General features: G+C 68.8%; 18 protein-coding genes. 16 read left to right on the top strand and 2 right to left on the bottom strand.

Translation table 11 applies throughout. The features are described from left to right. The first annotated feature begins 66 nt into the window (after window positions 1–66). The 8 genes from SY26_RS16850 (at window position 67) to SY26_RS16815 (ending at window position 10,445) form a co-directional block, all read left to right on the top strand. Window positions 67–648 (top strand): ANTAR domain-containing response regulator, encoded by a 582-nt coding sequence (locus SY26_RS16850; protein WP_046001493.1) that lies wholly within the window; start codon window positions 67–69, stop codon window positions 646–648. Further along, window positions 645–1,817 (top strand): ABC transporter substrate-binding protein, encoded by a 1,173-nt coding sequence (locus tag SY26_RS16845; RefSeq protein WP_046001492.1) that lies wholly within the window; start codon window positions 645–647, stop codon window positions 1,815–1,817. Before SY26_RS16850 ends, SY26_RS16845 begins: the two co-directional genes overlap by 4 nt. 268 nt (window positions 1,818–2,085) lie before the next feature. Continuing rightward, window positions 2,086–3,390, top strand: coding sequence for a CmpA/NrtA family ABC transporter substrate-binding protein (locus SY26_RS16840; protein ID WP_046001491.1), 1,305 nt, complete (start codon window positions 2,086–2,088; stop codon window positions 3,388–3,390). A gap of 4 nt (window positions 3,391–3,394) precedes the next feature. Continuing rightward, window positions 3,395–4,282 (top strand): nitrate ABC transporter permease, encoded by an 888-nt coding sequence (ntrB, locus tag SY26_RS16835; RefSeq protein WP_046001490.1) that lies wholly within the window; start codon window positions 3,395–3,397, stop codon window positions 4,280–4,282. Between the two features lie 11 nt (window positions 4,283–4,293). Then, window positions 4,294–5,088, top strand: coding sequence for an ABC transporter ATP-binding protein (locus SY26_RS16830; RefSeq protein ID WP_218062271.1), 795 nt, complete (start codon window positions 4,294–4,296; stop codon window positions 5,086–5,088). Window positions 5,089–5,093: 5 nt separating this feature from the next. Beyond that, window positions 5,094–7,523, top strand: a complete 2,430-nt coding sequence (gene nirB, locus SY26_RS16825) for a nitrite reductase large subunit NirB (RefSeq protein ID WP_046001489.1) — start codon at window positions 5,094–5,096, stop codon at window positions 7,521–7,523. Between the two features lie 10 nt (window positions 7,524–7,533). Beyond that, the gene (gene nirD / locus SY26_RS16820; RefSeq protein WP_046001488.1) at window positions 7,534–7,860 is read left to right on the top strand and encodes a nitrite reductase small subunit NirD; all 327 of its coding nucleotides are present in this window, start codon (window positions 7,534–7,536) and stop codon (window positions 7,858–7,860) included. Further along, on the top strand, window positions 7,857–10,445 hold the full coding sequence (locus SY26_RS16815) for a nitrate reductase (protein WP_046001487.1): 2,589 nt from the start codon (window positions 7,857–7,859) through the stop codon (window positions 10,443–10,445). The genes nirD and SY26_RS16815 overlap by 4 nt, the downstream gene beginning before the upstream one ends. Before the next feature lie 4 nt (window positions 10,446–10,449). Here the strand turns inward: SY26_RS16815 and SY26_RS16810 are convergent, their stop codons facing one another. Next, window positions 10,450–11,085: a TetR/AcrR family transcriptional regulator gene (locus tag SY26_RS16810; RefSeq protein ID WP_046001486.1), complete on the bottom strand. Its 636-nt coding sequence runs from the start codon at window positions 11,083–11,085 to the stop codon at window positions 10,450–10,452. A gap of 137 nt (window positions 11,086–11,222) precedes the next feature. Between SY26_RS16810 and hpbA the strand changes: the two genes are divergently transcribed. The 5 genes from hpbA to SY26_RS16785 all read left to right on the top strand — a co-directional run bounded on the left by hpbA (window position 11,223) and on the right by SY26_RS16785 (window position 17,434). Continuing rightward, a complete protein-coding gene (gene hpbA / locus SY26_RS16805) occupies window positions 11,223–13,259 on the top strand; it encodes an N-methyl-L-proline N-demethylase HpbA (RefSeq protein ID WP_046001485.1) in 2,037 nt (678 codons plus the stop codon). Between the two features lie 42 nt (window positions 13,260–13,301). Next, on the top strand, window positions 13,302–14,288 hold the full coding sequence (locus SY26_RS16800; protein WP_046001484.1) for an ABC transporter substrate-binding protein: 987 nt from the start codon (window positions 13,302–13,304) through the stop codon (window positions 14,286–14,288). A gap of 66 nt (window positions 14,289–14,354) precedes the next feature. Continuing rightward, window positions 14,355–15,398: a proline/glycine betaine ABC transporter permease gene (locus tag SY26_RS16795; protein ID WP_046001483.1), complete on the top strand. Its 1,044-nt coding sequence runs from the start codon at window positions 14,355–14,357 to the stop codon at window positions 15,396–15,398. Beyond that, entirely contained in the window at window positions 15,398–16,435 is a 1,038-nt protein-coding gene (locus tag SY26_RS16790; protein WP_046001482.1) for a glycine betaine/L-proline ABC transporter ATP-binding protein, read from the top strand. The genes SY26_RS16795 and SY26_RS16790 overlap by 1 nt, the downstream gene beginning before the upstream one ends. A gap of 48 nt (window positions 16,436–16,483) precedes the next feature. Next, window positions 16,484–17,434, top strand: coding sequence for a 2-hydroxyacid dehydrogenase (locus SY26_RS16785; protein ID WP_045983667.1), 951 nt, complete (start codon window positions 16,484–16,486; stop codon window positions 17,432–17,434). Here the strand turns inward: SY26_RS16785 and SY26_RS16780 are convergent. Further along, window positions 17,431–18,369 (bottom strand): LysR family transcriptional regulator, encoded by a 939-nt coding sequence (locus SY26_RS16780; RefSeq protein ID WP_046001481.1) that lies wholly within the window; start codon window positions 18,367–18,369, stop codon window positions 17,431–17,433. The genes SY26_RS16785 and SY26_RS16780 overlap by 4 nt on opposite strands. A gap of 119 nt (window positions 18,370–18,488) precedes the next feature. Here SY26_RS16780 and chvE point away from each other — a divergent pair, with 119 nt between their 5' ends. Genes chvE through mmsB form a run of 3 tightly spaced genes read left to right on the top strand, consistent with a single transcriptional unit; the run spans window position 18,489 to window position 22,312 of the window. Then, window positions 18,489–19,544, top strand: a complete 1,056-nt coding sequence (gene chvE / locus SY26_RS16775) for a multiple monosaccharide ABC transporter substrate-binding protein (RefSeq protein ID WP_084693901.1) — start codon at window positions 18,489–18,491, stop codon at window positions 19,542–19,544. 49 nt (window positions 19,545–19,593) lie between these two features. Then, a complete protein-coding gene (gene mmsA, locus SY26_RS16770) occupies window positions 19,594–21,111 on the top strand; it encodes a multiple monosaccharide ABC transporter ATP-binding protein (RefSeq protein WP_046001480.1) in 1,518 nt (505 codons plus the stop codon). 7 nt (window positions 21,112–21,118) lie between these two features. After that, a complete protein-coding gene (gene mmsB / locus SY26_RS16765) occupies window positions 21,119–22,312 on the top strand; it encodes a multiple monosaccharide ABC transporter permease (protein ID WP_046001479.1) in 1,194 nt (397 codons plus the stop codon). Window positions 22,313–22,375: the final 63 nt, after the last annotated feature.

Below are 22,375 nucleotides of genomic sequence, written 5' to 3'. Positions count from 1 at the left end.
GCCGGCAGGCCCCGCCGCGGGCGAGCGGGGCTTGCCATCGCCCCGCGCGCGGTCGTCAGTGGCGGGATGGAGCGGCTGTCAATCATCGTGGTCGAACGCGACCGGGACCGGGCGATCAGGATCGTCGACGGGCTGCGCGCGTCCGGCGATCACCAGATCACCGTCATCGCCGAGGAGACGGGCCTGGCGCGGCGCATCGCGCGGGCGCAGCCCGACATCGTGCTGATCGACGTCGCCGACCCGTCGCGCGACGTCCTGGAGGAACTGGCCCTGGCCTCGGGGCCGCTGGACCGGCCGGTGGCGATGTTCGTGGACCGGTCGGACGAGCAGCTGACCCGCACCGCGATCGAGGCGGGCGTGTCCGCCTATGTCGTGGACGGGTTGCAGCGCGACCGGATCAAGCCGATCCTGGACGCGGCCATCGCGCGGTTCCACCTGTTCCACAAGATGCGCGCCGAACTGGCCGCCACCAAGGCCGCGCTGGAGGAGCGCAAGATCATCGACCGCGCCAAGGCCATCCTGATGAAGGCGCGCGGCATCGACGAGGAGGCGGCCTATGCCCTGCTGCGCAAGACCGCGATGGACCAGAAGCGCCGCGTGGCCGACATCGCCCAGCAGCTGGTGATGGCGGCGGGGCTGCTGACATGACCGACCGCCTGCGCCTTGGCTATGTGCCGCTGACCGATGCCGCGCCGCTGATCATCGCCCGCGAGCTGGGTTTCGCCGCCGAGGAGGCGTTGGACCTGGACCTGGTCCGCGCCGGCAGCTGGGCGCAATGCCGCGACATGCTGGGCACCGGGGCGGTGGTCGCGGCGCATATGCTGGTGCCGCTGCCCATCGCGCAGGGGCTGGGGCTGGGCCCGGCGTTCCCCGACCTGGACCTGCTGATGGTCCTGTCGCAGGGCGGGCAGGCCATCGCCGTGTCGCGGGCCATCGCCGCGCGGCTGAAGGGCCAGGGCCACGGGTTCGATTTCCGTGATCCGCGCGCGGCGCGCGATGCCTTGGCGCGCGCGCATCCGGGGCCGCTGCGGGTGGGGGTACCGTTCCCGTTCTCGACCCAGGCCGAACTGGTGCGGCACTGGCTGGACGGGACCGGGCTGGCCGCGCGGCTGTCCATCCACACCGTGCCGCCGCCCCTGATGGCCGATGCGCTGGCCGCCGAGGAGGTCGATGCCTATTGCGTCGGAGAGCCCTGGGCGTCGCGCGCGGTGGAACGCGGCGTCGGCGCGCTGCTGCTGCCGGGGTCCGCCATCTGGGCTGCGCCGCCGGAAAAGGGGCTGGTGATGACCCGCGCCTTTGCCGAAGGCCATCCCGACCCCACGGGCCGGCTGATGCGGGCGCTGTGGCGGGCGGGCCGCTGGCTGGACCAGCCCGGCAACCGCGGCACCGCGGCCGAGATCCTGTCGCGCCCCGACTGGCTGAACCTGCCGCCCGAACTGTGCGAACGCGGGTTGCTGGGCCGCCTGCATGTCACGCCCGAGGGCGATCTGCGCGACTGTCCGGGTTTCATCCGCTTTCACGCGCAAGGCGCGACGTTCCCGTGGCGCAGCATCGCGGCGATGCTGGGCGCGCGCCTGGCCGCGCGGCACGGGCTGGACCCCGAATGGGCGATGGCGCGGGCGGCCGCCTGTTTCCGCACCGACCTCTATCGCCGTCACCTGCGCGAGGCGGGGGCCGACCTGCCCGCGGCATCCGCCAAGGTCGAGGGCGCGATGGCCGCCCCGACCCCGGTGGCAACCGAACAGGGCCGGATGATTCTGGGCGCCGATGCGTTCTTCGACGGCCACCGGTTCGACACGGCGTTCGCGCGGCGCTGAATTCGCGGGCAGGCTGGCGCAATTCGCGGCGATGGGCGGGGCAGGGGGGGCGGACGCGCCCCGCAGGCTTGACCGGCGGTGCCAGCGCCGCGAATGATCAGAGAAAGGCGGATGCAACGGCGCACCGCGTTTGACCCCCGGCCGCAAGGATGCGGTTCCCCATCTTTAGGCAATGACGCCATCTGATCGTGCCCTGTCCGCAGGGCCGCGGCAGGTGGCCTTTCGTGTTCGTGCGCCCTGCTGCGCGCCAGTCCAAGGACCAGCCCCCATGACCCAGATCACGTCCCTGATCACGCCCCCCTCGCGCCGCCGTTTCCTGCAGGCCACCGGCGCGATGGCCACGATGGCCGCCGCCCGCCTGGCCCTGCCCGCCGGGGCATGGGCCGCCACCCCCGGCACGCCCGAGGTCACCGGCTGCACCCTGGGTTACATCGCCCTGACGGACAGCGCGCCGCTGATCATCGCGTCCGAAAAGGGACTTTACGCGAAATACGGCATGCCCGACGTGCGGGTCGAAAAGCAGGCCAGCTGGGGGGCCACGCGCGACAACATGGCGTTGGGGGCGGCATCGGGCGGCATCGACGGCGGCCACATCCTGCGCCCCAAGGTCCACCTGTACTCCACCGGCAGCGTGATGCAGAACGGCCAGCCTCTGGCGATGTACACGCTGCTGAACCTGAACGAGGACGGGCAGGGCCTGTCGGTGCGCCAGGATTATGCCGACAGCGGCGTGGGCATCGACAGCAGCCCGCTGAAGGAGATCTTCGCCGCCCGCCGCGCCGCGGGCGAGGACATCCCCGTCGCGATGACCTTCCCCGGCGGCACGCATGATCTGTGGATGCGCTACTGGCTGGCGGCGGGCGGGATCGACCCGACCCGGGACGTCGACCTGATCGTGGTGCCGCCCCCGCAGATGGTCGCCAACATGAAGGTCGGCAACATGGAGGCCTTCTGCGTCGGAGAGCCGTGGAACGAGCAGCTGGTGAACCAGGGCATCGGCTTTACCGCCGCCACGACCGGGGAACTGTGGGCGCGCCATCCCGAGAAGATCCTGGGGATGCGGGCCGATTGGGTGGACGCCAACCCCAATGCCACCGTCGCGCTGATGATGGCCGTGATGGAGGCCCAGATGTGGTGCGACCTGCCCGAGAACAAGCAGGAGATGGCCGAGATCATCGGCCGCCGCCAATGGTACAACGTCCCCGTGGCCGACATCGTCGGCCGCATCCAGGGCCAGATCAACTATGGCAACGGCCGCGACGAACTGCGCCCCGAGCTGGCGATGAAGTTCTGGGGCCGGAACGGAGAGACGTCCTATCCCTGGAAATCGCTGGATGCGTGGTTCGTCACCGAAAACAAGCGGTGGGGATACCTGCCGGGGGATCTGGATACGGCAGCCCTGGTGAACGGCACCAACCGCAGCGACCTGTGGCTGGCCGCCGCCGCGGGCCTGGGCCTGACGCCCGATTTCGGCGACAGCCGCGGGGTCGAGACGTTCTTCGACGGCAAGACCTTCGATCCGGCGGACCCGGACGCCTATCTGGACGCCCAGTCCATCAAGGCGATGGTGTGATCCGATGAACGTCACAGCCCTCAAGCGCAAACTGGACCTGACCCCGAAGCCCGCAGCCCCCGTCGTGGCGCTGCCCCCCCGCAGCACCCCCCGCCGGGCCGCCTGGCGCAAGCGCGGCCAGGCGCTGGCCGCCGGCGTCCTGCCCCCCGTGGCCGTGCTGGTCGTCCTGCTGACGATCTGGCAGGTCGGCGCATCGGGCGAGGGCAGCGGCCTGCCCACGCCGGTCCAGGTCTGGATCGACAGCGGCTTTTTGATCCTGGAGCCGTTCTACGTCTATGGCACCCAGGACATCGGCCTGGGCTGGCGTGTGCTGACCTCGCTGGAGCGGGTGGCCTATGGCTTTGGCCTGGCCGCGGTGGTGGGCGTGCTGACCGGCGCGGTCATCGGACAGTCGGCGCTGATGATGCGCGGCTTCGATCCGATCTTCCAGATCCTGCGCACGGTGCCGCCGCTGGCCTGGCTGCCCATCAGCCTGGCCGCCTTCATGGACAGCGGGCCGTCGGCGATCTTCGTCATCTTCATCACCGCGATCTGGCCGGTGATCATCAACACCGCCGCGGGCGTGCGCGCCATCCCGCAGGATTACCGCAACGTCGCCGCCGTGCTGCGCCTGAACCAGATCGAGTTCTTCTGGAAGATCATGGTCCCCGCCGCCGCCCCCTACATCTTTTCGGGGCTGCGCATCGGGGTGGGCCTGTCCTGGCTGGCCATCGTCGCGGCCGAGATGCTGACCGGCGGCGTGGGCATCGGCTTCTTCATCTGGGACGCGTGGAATTCGTCCCGCCTCAGCGACATCATCGTGGCCCTGGCCTATATCGGCGGCACGGGCTTCATCCTGGATCGTCTGGTCGGCTGGATCGGACGCGTCGTCTCTCGCGGCACGGCCGCGTAAGGGGAATGACCATGAAATACCTGTCCATCGAACACCTGTCCAAATCCTTTGTGAACGGGTCCAGGACGGCGCATGTGCTGTCCGACATCACCCTGACGATCGACAAGGGCGAATTCGTCAGCATCATCGGCCATTCCGGCTGCGGCAAGTCGACCCTGCTGAACCTGGTCGCCGGTCTGACCGACGTGACCCGCGGCGCGATCACCCTGGACGGGCGCGAGGTCAACGCGCCGGGCCCCGACCGGGCCGTGGTCTTCCAGAACCACAGCCTGCTGCCCTGGCTGACGGTCTATGACAACATCAAGCTGGCCGTGACCAAGGTCTTCGGCCGCACGAAGACCCGCGCGGAACGCCACGACTGGATCATGCAGAACCTGGACCTGGTCCAGATGAGCCATGCCGCCGACAAGCGCCCGGCCGAGATCTCGGGCGGGATGCGTCAGCGGGTCGGCATCGCCCGCGCCCTGGCGATGGAGCCCAAGGTCCTGCTGCTGGACGAACCCTTCGGCGCGCTGGACGCGCTGACCCGCGCGCATCTGCAGGACGCGGTGATGGAGATCCACGCGCGGCTTGGCAACACCATGATCATGATCACCCATGACGTGGACGAGGCCGTGCTGCTGGCCGACCGCATCGTGATGATGACCAACGGCCCCGCCGCCACCATCGGAGAGGTCGTCACCGTCGACCTGCCCCGCCCGCGCGACCGCATCCGGCTGGCCAGCCAGCCCGATTACGTGCGCGCCCGGGAATCGGTCCTGCGGTTCCTGTACGAACGCCACCGCTTTGTCGAAGCCGCGGAGTAGGCATCATGGCACGAAAATTGGTCGTCATCGGCGCGGGCATGGCCTCGGGCCGGATGCTGGAGCATCTGTTCGACATGGCCCCCGGCCAGTGGGACGTCACCCTGTTCAACGCGGAACCGCGCGGCAACTACAACCGGCTGATGCTGTCGCCGGTCCTGTCGGGCGATAAAACCTATGACCAGATCGTCACCCATGACGACGCCTGGTATGCGGCGCAGGGTGTCGCCTGCCGGTTCGGCGAAAGCGTGACCGCCATCGACCGCGACGCGCGGGTCGTGCAGGGCGCGAACGGGCCCGTGTCCTATGACGCGCTGGTCATCGCCACCGGGTCTGCGCCCTTCATCATCCCGCTGCCGGGACACCGGCTGCCCGGCGTCGTTGCCTATCGCGATCTGGAGGACACCAACGCGATGATCGCGGCCAGCCGTCCCGGCGCCAGGGCGGTCGTGATCGGCGGCGGTCTGCTGGGGCTGGAGGCCGCCGCCGGCATGGCCGCGCGCGGCGCGGAGGTCACCGTGATCCACCTGATGGGTCACCTGATGGAACGCCAGCTGGACCCTGCCGCCGCCTATCTGCTGCAGCGCGACCTGGAGGGGCGCGGCATCCGCGTCCATTGCAAGGGCGCGACCAAGGCGATCCTGGGGACCGATCGCGTCGAGGCGGTGCTGCTGGAGGACGGGACCGTCTATCCCGCCGATCTGGTCTGCATGGCCGTGGGCATCCGCCCCGAGACGCGGCTGGCCAATGGTGCGGGTCTGGAGGTCGCGCGCGGCATCACCGTCGACGACCAGATGCGGACCAGCGATCCGGCGATCTTTGCGCTTGGCGAATGCGTCGAACATGACGGGCAGCTGTTCGGCCTGGTCGCGCCGCTTTACGATCAGGCCCGCGTTCTGGCCGCGACGCTGGCGGGGCAGGATGCCGCGTTCCAGCCCGTCCAGACCGCGACCAAGCTGAAGGTCACCGGCTGCGATCTGTTCAGCGCAGGCGATTTCGCCGAGGCGCCGGGACGCGAGGACATCGTGTTCCGCGACCCCGGCCGCGGCATCTACAAGCGCCTGATCCTGGAGGGTGACCGCCTGATCGGCGCCGTCATGTATGGCGACACGGCAGATGGGGCGTGGTTCTTTGACAAGATCCGCAGCGGGGCCGACATCACGGCGGATCGCGATACGCTGATCTTTGGTCCCGCATTCGCCGGGGGGGCCCAAGCGGACCCTCTGGCAGCCGTTGCAGCCTTGCCGCCTGAGGCGGAGATCTGCGGTTGCAACGGCGTCTGCAAGGGACAGATCACCAGGGCGATCGAGGGCGGCGCGCACAGCCTGGACGCGGTGCGGGGCCTGACCAAGGCCAGCGCCTCCTGCGGGACCTGCACGGGACTGGTCGAACAGGTCATGGCGCTGACCCTGGGAGACGGCTTCGCGGCCAACGCCAACCCGCCAATGTGCAAATGCACCGACCACACGCATGAGGACGTGCGCCGCCTGATCAAGACGATGGGGCTGAAGTCCATCCCCGCGGTCATGCAGGACCTGGGCTGGCGCACGGTCGGCGGCTGTGCGTCCTGCCGCCCGGCGCTGAACTATTACCTGATCGCGGATTGGCCCACGGAATACCGAGACGACCGGCAGAGCCGTTTCGTCAACGAACGCAACCACGCCAACATCCAGAAGGACGGCACCTATTCAGTCGTCCCCCGCATGTGGGGCGGCGTCACCACCAGCGCGGAATTGCGCGCCATCGCGGATGCCGCCGACCGATACGCGGTGCCGATGATCAAGGTCACCGGCGGCCAGCGCATCGACCTGCTGGGCGTCCGGAAGGAGGATCTGCCCGCGATCTGGGCCGATTTCAACGATGCCGGGATGGTGTCAGGCCACGCCTATGCCAAGGGGCTGCGGACGGTGAAGACCTGCGTGGGCGAACAGTTCTGCCGCTTTGGCACGCAGGATTCGACGGGTCTGGGCATCCGGCTGGAGAAGCTGCTGTGGGGGTCGTGGACGCCCGCCAAGGTCAAGCTGGGCGTGTCGGGCTGTCCCAGGAACTGCGCCGAGGCGACCTGCAAGGACATCGGCATCATCTGCGTCGACAGCGGTTTCCAGATCAGCGTGGCGGGCGCCGCCGGCATGGACGTGCGCGAGACGGTGCCCCTGCTGACGGTCGCGACCGCCGACGAGGTCTGCGACGTCACCGCCGCGTTCGTGCAGCTTTACCGTGAGAACGCCCGCTATCTGCACCGCATCTACAAATGGGTGGACAAGGTGGGGCTGGACTGGTGCCGCGATCAGGTGGCGGATGCCGGGACGCGCGCCGCGCTGGTGGCGCGGTTCGCGGAAAGCCAGGCGATCTATCAGACCGACCCCTGGGCCGATCACGCCGCCCGTCCCGCCGAATGGGCCCCCGTGGCCGACCTGACCCTGAAGGCCGCCGAATGAGGACCGTCGCATGAGCATGATCGACATCGCCGCACTGGACGACATCCCGCCGCAGGGCGCCCGCGTGGTCCGCACCCCGCACGGCTGCGTCGCGGTGTTCCGCACTGCCGACGACCGCGTCTTTGCGCTGGACGACCGCTGCCCGCACAAGGGCGGCCCCCTGTCCGAGGGGATCGTGCATGGCGCCCAGGTCACCTGCCCGCTGCACAACTGGGTGTTCGACATGGCCACCGGACGGGCGCAGGGCGCCGATCGCGGCCAGGTCGCCACCCATCCCGTCCAGGTCGAGGGCGGGCGGATCTGGCTGGATGCCCGCGCGCTGAGGCGGGTTGCATGACGATCCGCACGACCTGTCCCTATTGCGGGGTCGGCTGCGGGGTGCTGGCCACCCCGGACGGGCAGGGTGGGCTGACGGTCCGGGGCGACCCGGACCACCCCGCGAACCGCGGTCGTCTTTGCGTCAAGGGTGCCGCCCTGGGCGAGACCGTCGCCACCCAGGGCCGCCTGCTGACCCCGCGCATCGACGGGATCGAGGCGTCTTGGGACCGCGCGCTGGACCTGGTCGCCGACCGCTTTGCCGCGGCGGTGCGCGATCACGGGCCGGATTCGGTGGCCATGTATGTCTCGGGCCAGTTGCTGACCGAGGATTACTATGCCGCCAACAAACTGATGAAGGGTTTCATCGGCAGCGCGAATATCGACACCAACAGCCGGCTCTGCATGGCGTCCAGCGTGGCGGGGCACCGCCGGGCCTTTGGCAGCGACACCGTGCCGGGCCTTTACGAGGATCTGGAGCTGGCCGATCTGGTCGTGCTGACCGGGTCGAACCTGGCCTGGTGCCACCCGGTCCTGCACCAGCGGCTGATGGCCGCCAAGGCCGCGCGACCTGACATGCGCGTCGTCGTCATCGACCCGCGCCGCACCGCGACCTGCGAGGGGGCCGACCTGCATCTGGCGATTGCGCCGGGGGCGGACGCGCATCTGTTCAACCTGCTTCTGTGCCACCTGTTCGACACGGGCCGGATCGCGGCAGGGTTCATGCCCCATGTCGCGGGGCTGGACGTGGCGCTGAGCGCGGCGCGCCGCGCCGACCCGGCCGCCACCGGTCTGGAGCCGTGCGACCTCTCAGCGTTCCTGGAGATGTGGGCGGCGACCGACCGGGTCGTCACCGTCTATTCCCAGGGCATCAACCAGTCCGACACCGGCACCGACAAGGTCAACGCGATCCTGAACTGCCACCTGGCGACGGGCCGCATCGGGCATCCGGGCATGGGCCCGTTCAGTGTCACCGGCCAGCCCAACGCCATGGGCGGGCGCGAGGTCGGCGGCCTGTCGAACATGCTTGCCTGTCATCTGGAGTTGGAGAACCCCATCCACCGCGATGCCGTCCGGGCATTCTGGGACGCGCCGCGGATGGCCGAACGCCCGGGCCTGAAGGCGGTCGACCTGTTCCGCGCGGTCGAGGAGGGGCGCATCAAGGCGCTGTGGATCATCCACACCAACCCCGCCGTCACCATGCCCGACGCGGACCGCGTGGCCCGCGCCATCGCCGCCTGTGATTTCACCGTCGTCAGCGAGGCCTGGCCCGACACCGACACCGCGCGGCTGGCCCATGTGCTGCTGCCGGCGACGGCATGGGGCGAAAAGGACGGCACTGTCACCAATTCCGAACGCCTGATCAGCCGCCAGCGCGCCGCCCTGCCGGCGCCGGGGCAGGCGCGGCCCGATTGGTGGGCGGTGGCGCAGGTGGCGCACCGTATGGGGTTCCGCGGCTTCGGCTGGACCGAGCCTGCGCAGATCTTTGCGGAACATGCCGCGCTGTCGGGCGTCGCGGGCGCCTTGGGCGGCGATTTCGACATCTCGGACCTCGCGGGCGCGGAATACGAGGCGTTGGCGCCCGTCCACTGGCCCCAGGGGCCCGCGCAGCGTGCGGGGCGGTTCTTTGGCACGGGGCGGTTCCACACGCCGGACGGGCGGGCGCGGATGGTGCCGGTCACGGCCCGGCTGCCCGATCACCCCGTGGGCCGGATGCTGCTGAACACCGGGCGCACGCGGGACCAGTGGCACACGATGACCCGGACCGGCCTGTCGCCCCGCCTGGCACGGCACCTGGCGGAACCCTATCTGCAGCTGCATCCGGACGATGCTGGGCGCCTTGGGCTGGCCGCCGCCGATCTGGCACAGGTGGACAGCCCGCAGGGCCGCGCCATCCTGCGCGTGATGATCAGCGACGCCGTGCGCCCCGGCCACCCCTTCGCCCCGATCCACTGGAGCGGGCAGAGCGCATCGGCCGGGCGCATCGACGCACTGGTCGCGGGGCAGGTCGATCCCGTCTCGGGCCAGCCGGCCAGCAAGGCGGCGGCGGTGACGGTGGGGCGGTTCGCGGCCGCGTGGCACGCGTTCCTGGTCAGCGACGCGCCGGTTTCGCCGGACTGCGCCTATTGGGCGCAAAGCCGTCTGCCCGGCGGCTGGCAGGTCGAGATGGCGGGCACCCGCGCCCCCGACGACTGGCAGGACTGGGCGCAGCGGCTGCTGGGCCTGGGCGCGCCCGCCCAGCAGATGGGCGATCCGGCGCGCGGTCTGCACCGGATGGCCTTTCACCGCGACGGCCGGCTGGCGGCGGCGCTGTTCGTCGGCCACCGGCCCGTCGTGCTGTCGCGGTCGCACCTGGCCGCGATGCTGGGCGGGGCCCCGGCGGGCGCGCTGGCCGGGCGGCCCCGGTCGGACATGCCCGATCCGGGCGCGATCGTCTGTGCCTGCCTTGGCGTGGGGGTGAACACGATCCGTCAGGCAATCGGGCAGGGATGCGCCGGCGTCGCGGCCCTGGGCCAGGCCACCGGTGCGGGCACGAATTGCGGATCGTGCCGCCCCGAACTGGCGGCCCTGCTGGCCGGCGCGGCGCGACTGCAGGCGGCGGAATAGCCGCCTATGCCGCCCCGTCGCGTCGGAGCCGCGCGTTGAAGCGGGCGATCTCGCGCGGTTCGGGGGCGGTGCCGGTATAGATCTGGACATAGGACGGGATGCGCGACAGGCGGGTCTCGATGTCCTCGGACGACTGCATCGAGATGTAGCCGATCTGGACCAGATAGATGGTGCGCGCGCGGACATCGGCCGACATCGGGTCATGGCCCCAATCCGCCATCATCCGCGTCAGCGCGGCGATGCGCGCGGCATCGGCGACCGTGACGCGGTCGGCCACCGCCTGGTCCTGCAACGCCCAGCTGCGCACCGCGAATTCCAGCCGCGAATCAAAGACGCCCGGTGTCAGGAAACAGCACAGGACGTTCAGCATTGCCTCGGCCTGGGTCTCGGCATACTGGCGCGTTGCCGCGATCAGGGGCACCGTGGTCCGTGCGTGCCAGCCGTCCAGCAGGGCGGCCAGCAGCGCCTCGCGGTCGTGAAAGAACCAGTAGAAGCTGGTGCGCGACAGGTTCAGCTGGCGCGCCAGCGGCATGATCTTGACCGCGTCCACGCCGCCTTCGATCAGCGCGCGATAGCCCGCCTCCAGCCAGCCGTCCCGCGATCCCCGCCAGCCCGTGCCGGCCGTGTCCTGTGCATCCATGCGGGAACCCTAGGCGGTGGCCGCAACCCCTGCAAGACGTCACTCCGCCCAAAGTATGCAGTGCTGTCTTTTTATTTGACACAGGTGAACATTTTGCGCCGTATGACCGCAATCGGTTTCCCCAACGGCAGGCACGGATGTCCCAAGACCCCCTTCTGCAGCCCTATCGGCTGAAACATCTGACCCTGCGCAACCGGATCATGATCACCAGCCACGAACCGGCCTATCCCGAGGACGGGATGCCCAAGGACCGCTATCGCGCCTATCACGTCGAACGGGCCCGGGCGGGGGTGGCGCTGACCATGACGGCGGGGTCGGCGGCGGTGTCGCGCGACAGCCCGCCGGTCTTCAACAACATCCTGGCCTACAAGGACGAGGTCGTCGGATGGATGCGCAAGCTGGTCGATGAATGCCACGACCACGGCGCGGCGGTGATGATCCAGCTGACGCATCTGGGCCGGCGCACCCGGTGGGACAAGGGCGACTGGCTGCCCGTGGTGGCCCCCGGCCACGAACGCGAGGCCGCCCATCGCGCCTTTCCCAAGCGGATCGAGGACTGGGACATCTCCCGCATCACCCGCGATTTCGCGGATGCCGCCGAACGGATGCAGGCCGCGGGCGTCGACGGGATCGAGCTGGAGGCCTATGGCCACCTTCTGGAACAGTTCTGGTCGCCCCTGACAAACGACCTTGACGCACCGTGGGGCGGCAGCCTGGAGAACCGCCTGCGTTTCACGATGCAGGTGCTGGGCGCGATCCGCGACCGCTGCGGGCCGGATTTCATCGTCGGCCTGCGCTATACCGGCGATCAGGTGCTGGCCGGCGGCATGGGTGCCGAGGAGGGGTTCCGGGTGTCGCATCTGCTGAAGGACAGCGGGCTGGTCGATTTCCTGAACGTGGTGCGCGGCCATATCGACACCGATGCCGGGCTGACCGACCTGATCCCGGTGCAGGGCATGCGCAACGCGCCGCATCTGGAATTCGCGGGCCGGATCCGGGCCGAGACGGGGTTTCCCACCTTTCACGCCGCCAAGATCCCCGACGTCGCGACCGCGCGTCACGCCATCGCCGCGGGCCTGCTGGACATGGTGGGCATGACGCGGGCGCACATGGCCGACCCGCATCTGGTGCGCAAGATCACCCAAGGCCGCGAGGATGACATCCGCCCCTGCGTCGGTGCCAACTATTGCCTGGACCGCATCTATCAGGGCGGGCTGGCCTTCTGCCTGCACAATGCCGCGACCGGGCGCGAGGAGACGATGCCCCACGACATCCCGCCCGCATCCGACAGGCGCCGCGTGACGATCGTGGGCGCCGGTCCCGCCGGGCTGGAGGCGGCGCGCGTGGCCGCCGAACGCGGGCATGCCGTGACCGTCTTCGAGGCCGCGGACAAGCCAGGCGGCCAGATCCGCCTGACCGCCCAGCAGGAGCGGCGGCGCGAGATGATCTCGATCATCTCGTGGCGGATGGCGATGTGCGAAAAGCACGGCGTATCGTTCCGCTTCAACAGCTATGCCGAGGTGGACGACGTGCTGGCCACCGACCCCGACGCGGTGATCGTCGCCACCGGCGGGCTGCCCCATACCGAGGTGCTGGGCGCGGGCAACGACCTGGTCTGTTCGGCCTGGGACATCCTGTCGGGCGATGTGAAACCGGGCCAGGACGTGCTGATCTTTGACGACGCGGGCGACCATGCGGGCCTGCAGGCCGCCGACATCATCGCCGCCACCGGAGCGCGGGTGGAGATCGTGACCCCCGACCGCGCCTTCGCCCCCGAGGTCATGGCGATGAACCTGGTCCCCTACATGCGCAGCCTGCAGCGCCGGGACGTGACCTTCACCGTGACCTGGCGCCTGGTGTCGGTGGTGCGCGACGGCAATCGCCTGCGCGCCACGCTTGGCAGCGACTATGGCGACATGACCCGCGAAAGGCTGGTCGATCAGGTGGTGGTGAACCATGGCACGCGTCCGCTGGACGATCTGTATTTCGACCTCAAGCCCCTGTCGCGCAACCTGGGCGCGGTCGATTACGACGCGCTGATCGCGGGCGGGGCGCAGGATGTCGCCGCGAACCCCGACGGGCGGTTCCGCCTGTTTCGCATCGGCGACGCGGTCGCCGCCCGCAACACCCATGCCGCGATCTATGACGCGCTGCGGCTGGTCAAGGACCTTTGACGGGCCATGGCGCCTCAATCGACATCAACCGGGAGACTGACGATGAGACATCTTCTATCCATGACGACCCTGGCCCTGGGCACCGCGCTGGCGGTGCCCGCCGTGGCGCAGGACGCACCGGGGACCTGCGGTGATCTGTCGATCGCGCAGATGGGCTGGACCTCGGCCGAGATCATCACCGAGGTGGCCAAGTTCCTGCTGGAGCAGGGCTATGGCTGCGACGTGACCCTGGTCAAGTCGGACACCATCCCGGCCATCACCTCGGTCGCCGAGAACGGAGAACCGGACATCGTCACCGACCTGTGGCTGAATTCGGCCGGAGAGGCCTATACCCGGCTGGAAGCCGAGGGCACCATGGTGACGCTGGCCAACGTCCTGGACCCGGGCGGGATCGAGGGCTGGTGGATCCCCACCTATCTGGCCGAGGCGCATCCCGAACTGACCACCATCCAGGGCGTGCTGGACAATCCCCAGCTGGTGGGGCGGTTCAACAACTGCCCCGAAGGCTGGGGCTGCCGCGTGGTCAGCGACAACCTGATCCGCGCGCTGGACCTGGAGGGTGCGGGCATCGAGGTGTTCAACCACGGGTCGGGCGAAACGCTGGCATCGTCGATGGGATCGGCGGTCAGCGCGCAGGAGCCTTGGTTCGGCTATTACTGGGGCCCCACCGTGCCGCTTGGCAAGTACGACATGACGCGGATCGATCTTGGCGGCTATGACGAGGCCAAGTTCACGCCGCTGCAGAATCCGAACGCGCCCGACCCGCAGGTGTCCGATTTCCCCGAGGCGCCCAGTGTCACCGCCGTCACCGCCGCCCTGGTGGACGAGCAGCCCGAGGTGGTCGAGTTCCTGCGCAAGATGACCTTCAAGACCGACGAGCTGAACACCCTGCTGGCCTGGCAGGACGAGAACAGCGCATCGGCCGAGGAGGTGGCGGTCCATTACCTGACCACCAACACCGACGCCTGGTCCGGCTGGCTGTCGGACGAGGCCAAGGGCAAGCTGTCGGCCCTGCTGGGCCAGAACTGACCGGCTGGCCGGGCCGGGACGATCCCCGGCCCGGCCTGGCGGACGCGCATTCATCGGGGGACTGACATGGCGACCTATGACGGGCTGTTCGACGCCCTGGGGCTGAGGGCATGGTGCGACGCGGGCGGCGGAGGGGGCGGGCCGATGTCGATGGCCGACCTGATGGCGCGGGCATCGGGCGGTTCGGCCGCGCCGGCGGGGTCGTGGTGGGACCTGCCGCTGCCGTCGCTGAACAACCTGCACGCGGCCTGCGGTGCGATCTGGCAGACGCGCGACCTGACCCTGGGTCTGGAACGTGCGTTCCTGTCGGCGCGCGACGCGCTGCGCATCGTGCTGGACCCGGTGACCCAACCGCTCAGCTGGATGCTGCGCCAGATGATCTGGCTGATGGTGGCGACGCCGTGGCTCATCATGCTGCCCCTGCTGCTGGCCGTGACCTGGGCGGTGGCGCGGTCCTGGCGCGTGGTCGGGCTGGTGGCGCTGTCCCTGGGGTTCCTGGCCTTCGTCGACCACTACACCGAGGCGATGCAGACGCTGGCGATCATCTTCGTCTGCGCCTTCATCTGCGTGCTGATCGGGGTGCCGGTCGGCATCGCCATGTCGCGCAGCGCCGCGCTGCGCCGGATCGGCACGCCGGTGCTGGACATGCTGCAGACGCTGCCGGCCTTCGTCTATCTGATCCCGCTGATCTTCCTGTTCAGCGTGACCGAACCCAAACTGTACGGCATCGCGATCATCCTCTATGCCATCGTTCCGATCATCCGCCTGACCGACCTGGGCATCCGCCTGGTCGATCCCGACGTGATCGAGGCCGCCGACGCCTTCGGCATGACCCGCGGGCAGAAGCTGTGGCGCGTGCAGATCCCGCTGGCCCTGCCCAACATCATGGCGGGCGTGAACCAGACCATCATGATGAGCCTTGCGATGGTGGTCATCGCGTCGCTGGTCTCGGCGCCGGGCTTGGGCGTGCTGGTGCTGCGCGGCATCCGCAATCTGGAACTGGGCGTGGGGCTGGTGGCGGGCTTCGGCATCGTGCTGCTGGCCATCATCCTGGACCGCGTGACCAAGGCATCGCTGGCGCGCATCGACGTCAGCCGGGACGGCCGCTGATGGATGCCCCGGTCAAGATCCGTATCCGCAATCTGTACAAGATCTTCGGCAGCAGGCCCGCCGCGGTGCTGCCGCAGGTGCTGGAGGGCCTGTCCAAGCCCGACCTGCTGGCGCGCCACAACCACGTGCTGGGCCTGCGCGACATCAACGTGGACATCCGCGAGGGTCAGATTACCGTCATCATGGGCCTGTCCGGGTCGGGCAAGTCCACGCTGATCCGCCACCTGAACCGGCTGATCGATCCCACCGCCGGAGAGGTGCTGGTCGACGGCGACAACATCCTGACCTGGAACGAACGCCGCCTGCGCGACCTGCGGCGGCGGACCATGTCGATGGTGTTCCAGAAATTCGCGCTGCTGCCGCACCGAACGGTGCTGGACAACGCGGCCATGGCGCTGCTGACGCAGGGGGTGCCGCGCGCGGGATACGAGGCCGACGCCCGTGCCTGGCTGGACCGGGTGGGCCTGGGCGGATACGGCGCGCATTTCCCCCACCAGCTGTCGGGCGGCATGCAGCAGCGTGTGGGCATCGCGCGGGCGCTGACCTCGAACGCGGGGATCATGCTGATGGACGAGGCGTTCTCGGCGCTGGACCCGCTGATCCGCACCGACATGCAGAACCTGCTGCTGGAGCTGCAGGCGGAACTGCACAAGACCATCGTCTTCATCACCCACGACCTGGACGAGGCGCTGAAGCTGGCCGATCACCTGGTGATCCTGAAGGACGGCCAGGTGGTCCAGCAGGGAGAGCCGCAGGGCATCCTGCTGAACCCGGCCGATCCCTATATCGAGGCGTTCATCGCCGACATCAACCGCGCCCGCGTGCTGCGCGTGCGCTCGGTCATGACGGGGCCGGGCGATGGCGCATCGTCGGGTCAGGTGGATGCGGACGACACGCTGGAAAGCGTGATCGCCCTGTCGCGCGGCGACATGGCGCGGCGTTACCAGGTGATGCGCGACGGGCAGGCGGTGGGCATGGTCGACATGGGCGCGGTCATCCGCGCGCTGGTCCCGCCGCAGCGCATGGGTGGCGATTGACGGCCGCGCGGTGCATGCTGGCGCCCGAACCGCCAGAAAGAGAGCCCGATGAAGCCCGACGTCCTGATGCTGTCCCCCACCCGACCCGATGCCCAAGCCCGCCTTGAACAGCAGTTCACCCTGCACCGTCTGGACCTGGCCGACGACAGGCCCGCCTTCCTGGCGCGCCACGGTGCCGCCTGCCGGGGCATGGTCGCGATGGGGCACACGAGCGTCGACGCGGCCCTGCTGGACCAGCTGCCCGCGCTGGAGATCATCAGCTGCGGGTCGGCGGGCTATGACGCGTTCGACGTCGATGCCATCGCGCGCCGTGGCGTGGCCCTGACCAACGCCTCTCCGGCGCTGGCGCAGGAGGTCGCGGACATGGCGCTGCTGCTGGCGCAGATGGGCTGGCGCAACGTCGTGGCCGCCGATGCCTGGGTCCGCAACGGCGATTGGGCGCGCAAGGGCGCCTTCCCCCTGCAGCGCAGCTTTCGCGGGCGCAGGCTGGGCATCGTGGGCATGGGCACGATCGGCCACAAGATCGCCGAACTGGCCAGCCAGCAGGGGTTGCAGGTCGCCTATTGGAACCGCCGCGACAAGGATGCGGGCTATCCGTTCCAGCCCGACCTTGAACAGCTGGCGCAGGACAGCGACATCCTGATCGCCATCGTGGCTGGGGGGCCGGACACGCAGGGGCTGATCTCGGACCGGGTGCTGCGCGCGCTTGGGCCGGACGGGCTGTTCGTGAACGTCGCGCGCGGGTCGGTGGTGGATGAACCCGCGCTGATCGCGGCGCTGCAGGACGGGGGCCTGGGTGCTGCTGCGCTGGACGTGTTCTGGTCAGAACCCGACCCCGATCCGCGCCTGACCGCGCTGCCCAACGTCACCCTGTCGCCGCATCAGGGGTCGGGCACGGTGCAGACGCGGGACGCGATGGCGTCGCTGATCGTCGACAACCTCGAGGCGCATTTCGCGGGACAGCCGCTGATCAGCCCGGTGGACCTGACGCGGCCCTAATCGGCGGCCAGGGTCTTTTCGATTACCTTCTGGCGCACGCGCCGCGCCAGCCGCGACAGCGGCCGGCGCCGCAGGTTCAAAAGGTAATAGGGGTCCACGCGGATCTCGCGGGGCTGGGACAGCAGCGCGAACCCCGCATGGACGGGCGGCCGCATCAGCAGCTGCGCCACCTCCTCCGAGACCGAGGCGATGGCGTCGCTGTTCGCCAGATAGGCGATGGTGAACAGGATCGACGGGCTGTTGACGATGTTGCTCGGCTCGGCCAGGCCCACGGCGGCGAAGGCCTCCATCGTGGCCTCGCGGATGGGGGCGCCGCGGCTTTGCATGATCCATTCGTGGTCATGCAGCTCGGTCAAAGTCACCATCGGGGCGCGCGCCATCGGGTGATCGGCGCGCACGCAGAAGGTCACCTTCTCGTCGCGCAGGGGCAGGATCTCGAAATCGCGGCTGTCGAATTCCGGCAGGATCCGGGCCAGCGCGAAATCCATCTGCCCCGTGGTCAGATGGCCCAGCAGTTCGCGCGACGGCATCACGTCGACGGTGATGTCGGCCTCGGGCGTCTCCTTCTTGATCTCGCGGATCGAGGCCATCAGATAGCCGACCGCGGGCCCGGTGACCGCGCCCACATGCACCGACCCCGCCTGGCCGCCGCGCAGGGCGTGGACGTCGGCCGACATGCTGTGCATCTCGCGCAGGATCACGCGGGCGCGGCGCAGGACGGTGCTGCCGATCTCGGTGGGCGACATGCCCTTGGGCTGGCGCTCGAACAGCGGGGCGCCGAACAGGCGCTCGACCTCGGCCAGCATCCGCGATGCGGCGGGCTGGGTCATGGCGCAGTTCGCCGCCGCCTGCCGCAGTTGCCCGCTGTCGGCGATCTCCAGGATCAGGCGCAGCTGCGCGGGTTTCAGATAGGACCGTGCGGGAATCTCGGACATGCGTTTTCCGGTATGTTGAAGGTCGCAAATCTCATTTTACTGATAACCCGTCGCTTTGCTATCGTCCTGTCGGGAGCATTCGAGAGGGGCGGCGCCACGGCGCCGAAAGGGAGAATCACATGAGACTGAACACCGCCGCGATCGCGCTGGCGATCGGAACGTCGTGGCTGGCCTTCGGCGCCGCGGCCCAGACCGTGGGCATCTCGATGCCCACGCAATCGTCGGCCCGCTGGATCGACGACGGCAACAACATGGTCCGCCAGTTCCAGGAAGCCGGCTATGAGACCGACCTGCAATACGCCGAGGACGACATCCCCAACCAGCTGGCCCAGGTCGAGAACATGATCACCAAGGGCGTCGACGTCCTGGTGATCGCCGCCATCGACGGCACCACGCTGTCGAACGCGCTGGCCAATGCCGCCGCGTCCGACATCAAGGTCATCGCCTATGACCGACTGATCCGCGACACGCCGGATGTCGATTATTACGCGACCTTCGACAACTTCTCGGTCGGCGTCGAGCAGGCCAATTCGCTGGTCGCGGGCCTGGAGGAGCGGTTCCCCGACGTAAAGCCCTGGAACGTCGAGCTGTTCGGCGGCAGCCCGGACGACAACAACGCGTACTTCTTCTATGACGGGGCGATGTCGGTCCTGCAGCCGCTGATCGACGACGGGCGCATCGCGATCCCGTCGGGCCAGATGGGCATGGACACGGTCGGCACGCTGCGGTGGGACGGATCGGCCGCGCAGGCGCGGATGGATAACCTGCTGTCGTCGAACTACACCCAGGCCACCGTGCATGGCGTGCTGTCGCCCTATGACGGGCTGTCCATCGGCATCCTGTCGTCGTTGAAGGGCGTGGGTTACGGGTCGGGCGACCAGACCATGCCCATCGTCACCGGCCAGGACGCCGAGGTCCAGTCGGTCAAGTCGATCCAGGCCGGAGAGCAGTATTCCACCGTCTTCAAGGACACCCGCGAACTGGCCCGCGTCACCGTGGGCATGGTCGATGCCATGCTGAAGGGCACCGAGCCCGAGGTGAACGACACCGAGACCTATGACAACGGCGTCAAGGTCGTGCCGTCCTATCTGCTGGAGCCGGTGCCGGTCGACGCCTCGAACTGGGAGCAGATCCTGGTCGAGAGCGGCTATTACACCCCCGAGCAGTTGCAGTGACACCAGCCGGACCGTCCCCCGCGGGGCGGTCCCCATCCGGGGCAGGGCCATGACAGACCTTCTGGAAATGCAGGGGATCAGCAAGACATTTCCCGGCGTCAAGGCGCTGGACGATGTCAGCCTGACCGTCGCGCAGGGCGAGATCCACGCCATCTGCGGAGAGAACGGCGCGGGCAAGTCCACGCTGATGAAGGTGCTGTCGGGCGTCTATCCCACCGGCAGCTATGACGGGCGGATCGTCTTCGACGGCCAGCCCGTCGATTTCCGCACCATCCGCGACAGCGAGGATCGCGGCATCATCATCATCCACCAGGAACTGGCGCTGGTGCCGCTGCTGACCATCGCCGAGAACATCTTCCTGGGCAACGAACGCGCCACCCGCGGCGTCATCGACTGGCCCGAGACGTACCGCCAGACCGAGGCCCTGCTGGCCAAGGTCGGCCTGCGCGAGACGCCGGGCACCATCGTCGACACCCTGGGCGTGGGCAAGCAGCAACTGGTCGAGATCGCCAAGGCCCTGTCCAAGAACGTGCGCCTGCTGATCCTGGACGAACCGACCGCGGCCCTGTCGGAAAGCGACAGCCAAGCCCTGCTGGACCTGCTGCTGGAGCTGAAGGGCCAGGGCGTCACCAGCATCATCATCAGCCACAAGCTGAACGAGGTGCGCCGCGTGGCCGACAGCGTCACCGTGATCCGCGACGGCGCCACGATCAGCACGCTGGACGCGCGGCAGGGCCTGACCGAGGACCGCATCGTGCGCGACATGGTGGGCCGGGACATGGCGCATCGCTATCCCGACCGCGACCGCCGCGCCGGAGAGGTGCTGTTCGAACTGCGGGGCTGGAACGTCTGGCATCCCGAACAGCGCGACCGCCAGATGATCCGCGACCTGTCGATGACCGTCCGCGCCGGAGAGGTCGTGGGCATCGCCGGGCTGATGGGGTCAGGTCGGACCGAGCTGGCGATGAGCGTCTTCGGCCGCAGCTATGGCCGCGACATCGCGGGACAGGCGCTGGTCCGGGGGCGTCCGGTGGACCTGTCCACCGTCGACCGCGCCATCGCCGCAGGGCTGGCCTATGTCACCGAGGACCGCAAGACCCTTGGCCTGATCCTGGACGAGACGATCCGCCGCAACACCATCCTGGCCAACCTGGACGGCGTCGCGCGCCGCGGCGTCGTGGACGAAACCCGCGAGACCGAGGTGGCCGAGACCTATCGCAGGCAGCTGCGCATCCGCACCCCGTCGGTGTTCCAGAAGGTCATGAACCTGTCGGGCGGCAACCAGCAGAAGGTCGTCCTGGCCAAATGGCTGTTCACCGATCCCGACGTGCTGATCCTGGACGAACCCACGCGCGGCATCGATGTGGGCGCGAAATACGAAATCTATAGCATCATCAATGACCTGAGTGCCGCCGGCAAGGGCGTCGTCATGATCTCGTCCGAGATGCCCGAGCTGCTGGGCATGTGCGACCGCATCTATGTGATGAACGAGGGCCGCTTCGTGGGCGAACTGACCGCGGATCAGGCCAGCCAGGAAGCGATCATGTCGCTGATCGTCAGGGAATAGAAAGGACATGGCCGTGGAACAGACGGACCGCGCGCCGGGCATCGGCATCGGCGACTACATCATGCGGCACATCCGCGAATACGGGCTGCTGTTCGCGCTGATCGCGATCATGGTCTTCTTCCAGATCGTGACGGGGGGTGTGCTGCTGCGCCCGGTGAACATCACCAACCTGTTCCTGCAGAACAGCTATATCATCATCATGGCGCTTGGCATGCTGCTGGTGATCGTGTCGGGCCATATCGACCTGTCCGTGGGGTCGGTGATGGGGTTTGTCGGTGCGCTGGCGGCGGTGATGATCGTGACCTGGGGCATGCCGGTCTGGGCCGCGATGGCGATCTGCCTTGTCATGGGCATGGCGATCGGCGCGGTGCAGGGCTATTTCGTGGCCTATTGGAAGATCCCGTCCTTCATCGTCACGCTGGCGGGGATGTTGGTCTTTCGCGGGCTGTCGCTGTGGCTTCTGGCGGGGCAGTCGGTCGGACCGTTCCCGGCGAACTTCCAGCTGCTATCGACGGGGTTCATCCCCGACATCCTGGGCATCGGGCGGCCGAACGGGCTGGCCATGGCCGTGGGCGTGATGGCGACGCTGCTGATCGTGTGGCTGGGCCTGCGCACCCGCGCCCGCAACGCCCGCTATGGCATCGAGGACGAACCCTTCGCCCTGTTCGTGCTGCGCAACGCCATCGTCGCCGCCGCGCTGCTGTTCGTAACGTGGAAGCTGGCCTGGTTCCGCGGCCTGCCCAACGTGCTGCTGTCGATGGTGGTGCTGACGGTCATCTATGTCTTCCTGACCGAGCGCACGACGATCGGGCGGCGCATCTATGCGGTCGGCGGCAATGCCAAGGCTGCAAAGCTGTCGGGCATCCGCACCGAACGGTTGACCTTCCTGACCTTCGTCAACATGGGCCTGCTGGCGGCGCTTGCGGGCCTGATCTTCGCGGCGCGCCTGAACACCGCCACGCCCCGCGCGGGCTTTGCGGTCGAGCTGGACGTGATCGCCGCGGTCTTCATCGGCGGGGCGTCGATGTCGGGGGGCGTGGGCCGCATCGTGGGCGCCGTGGTCGGCGCCTTCATCATGGGCGTGATGAACAACGGCATGTCCATCATGGGCATCGGCATCGATTACCAGCAGGTGATCAAGGGCCTGGTCCTGTTGGCCGCGGTGTTCTTCGACGTCTACAACAAGAACCGCGAGGTCTGATCCATGTTCCTGTCGCAACTGACCCTGACCGACGGCACCCGCGCCGTCGCCGCCCGCACCGAC

Source organism: Paracoccus sp. 228, assembly GCF_000967825.1.
GTDB lineage: Bacteria > Pseudomonadota > Alphaproteobacteria > Rhodobacterales > Rhodobacteraceae > Paracoccus > Paracoccus marcusii.
This window is presented reverse-complemented; position numbering and strand designations above follow the sequence as displayed.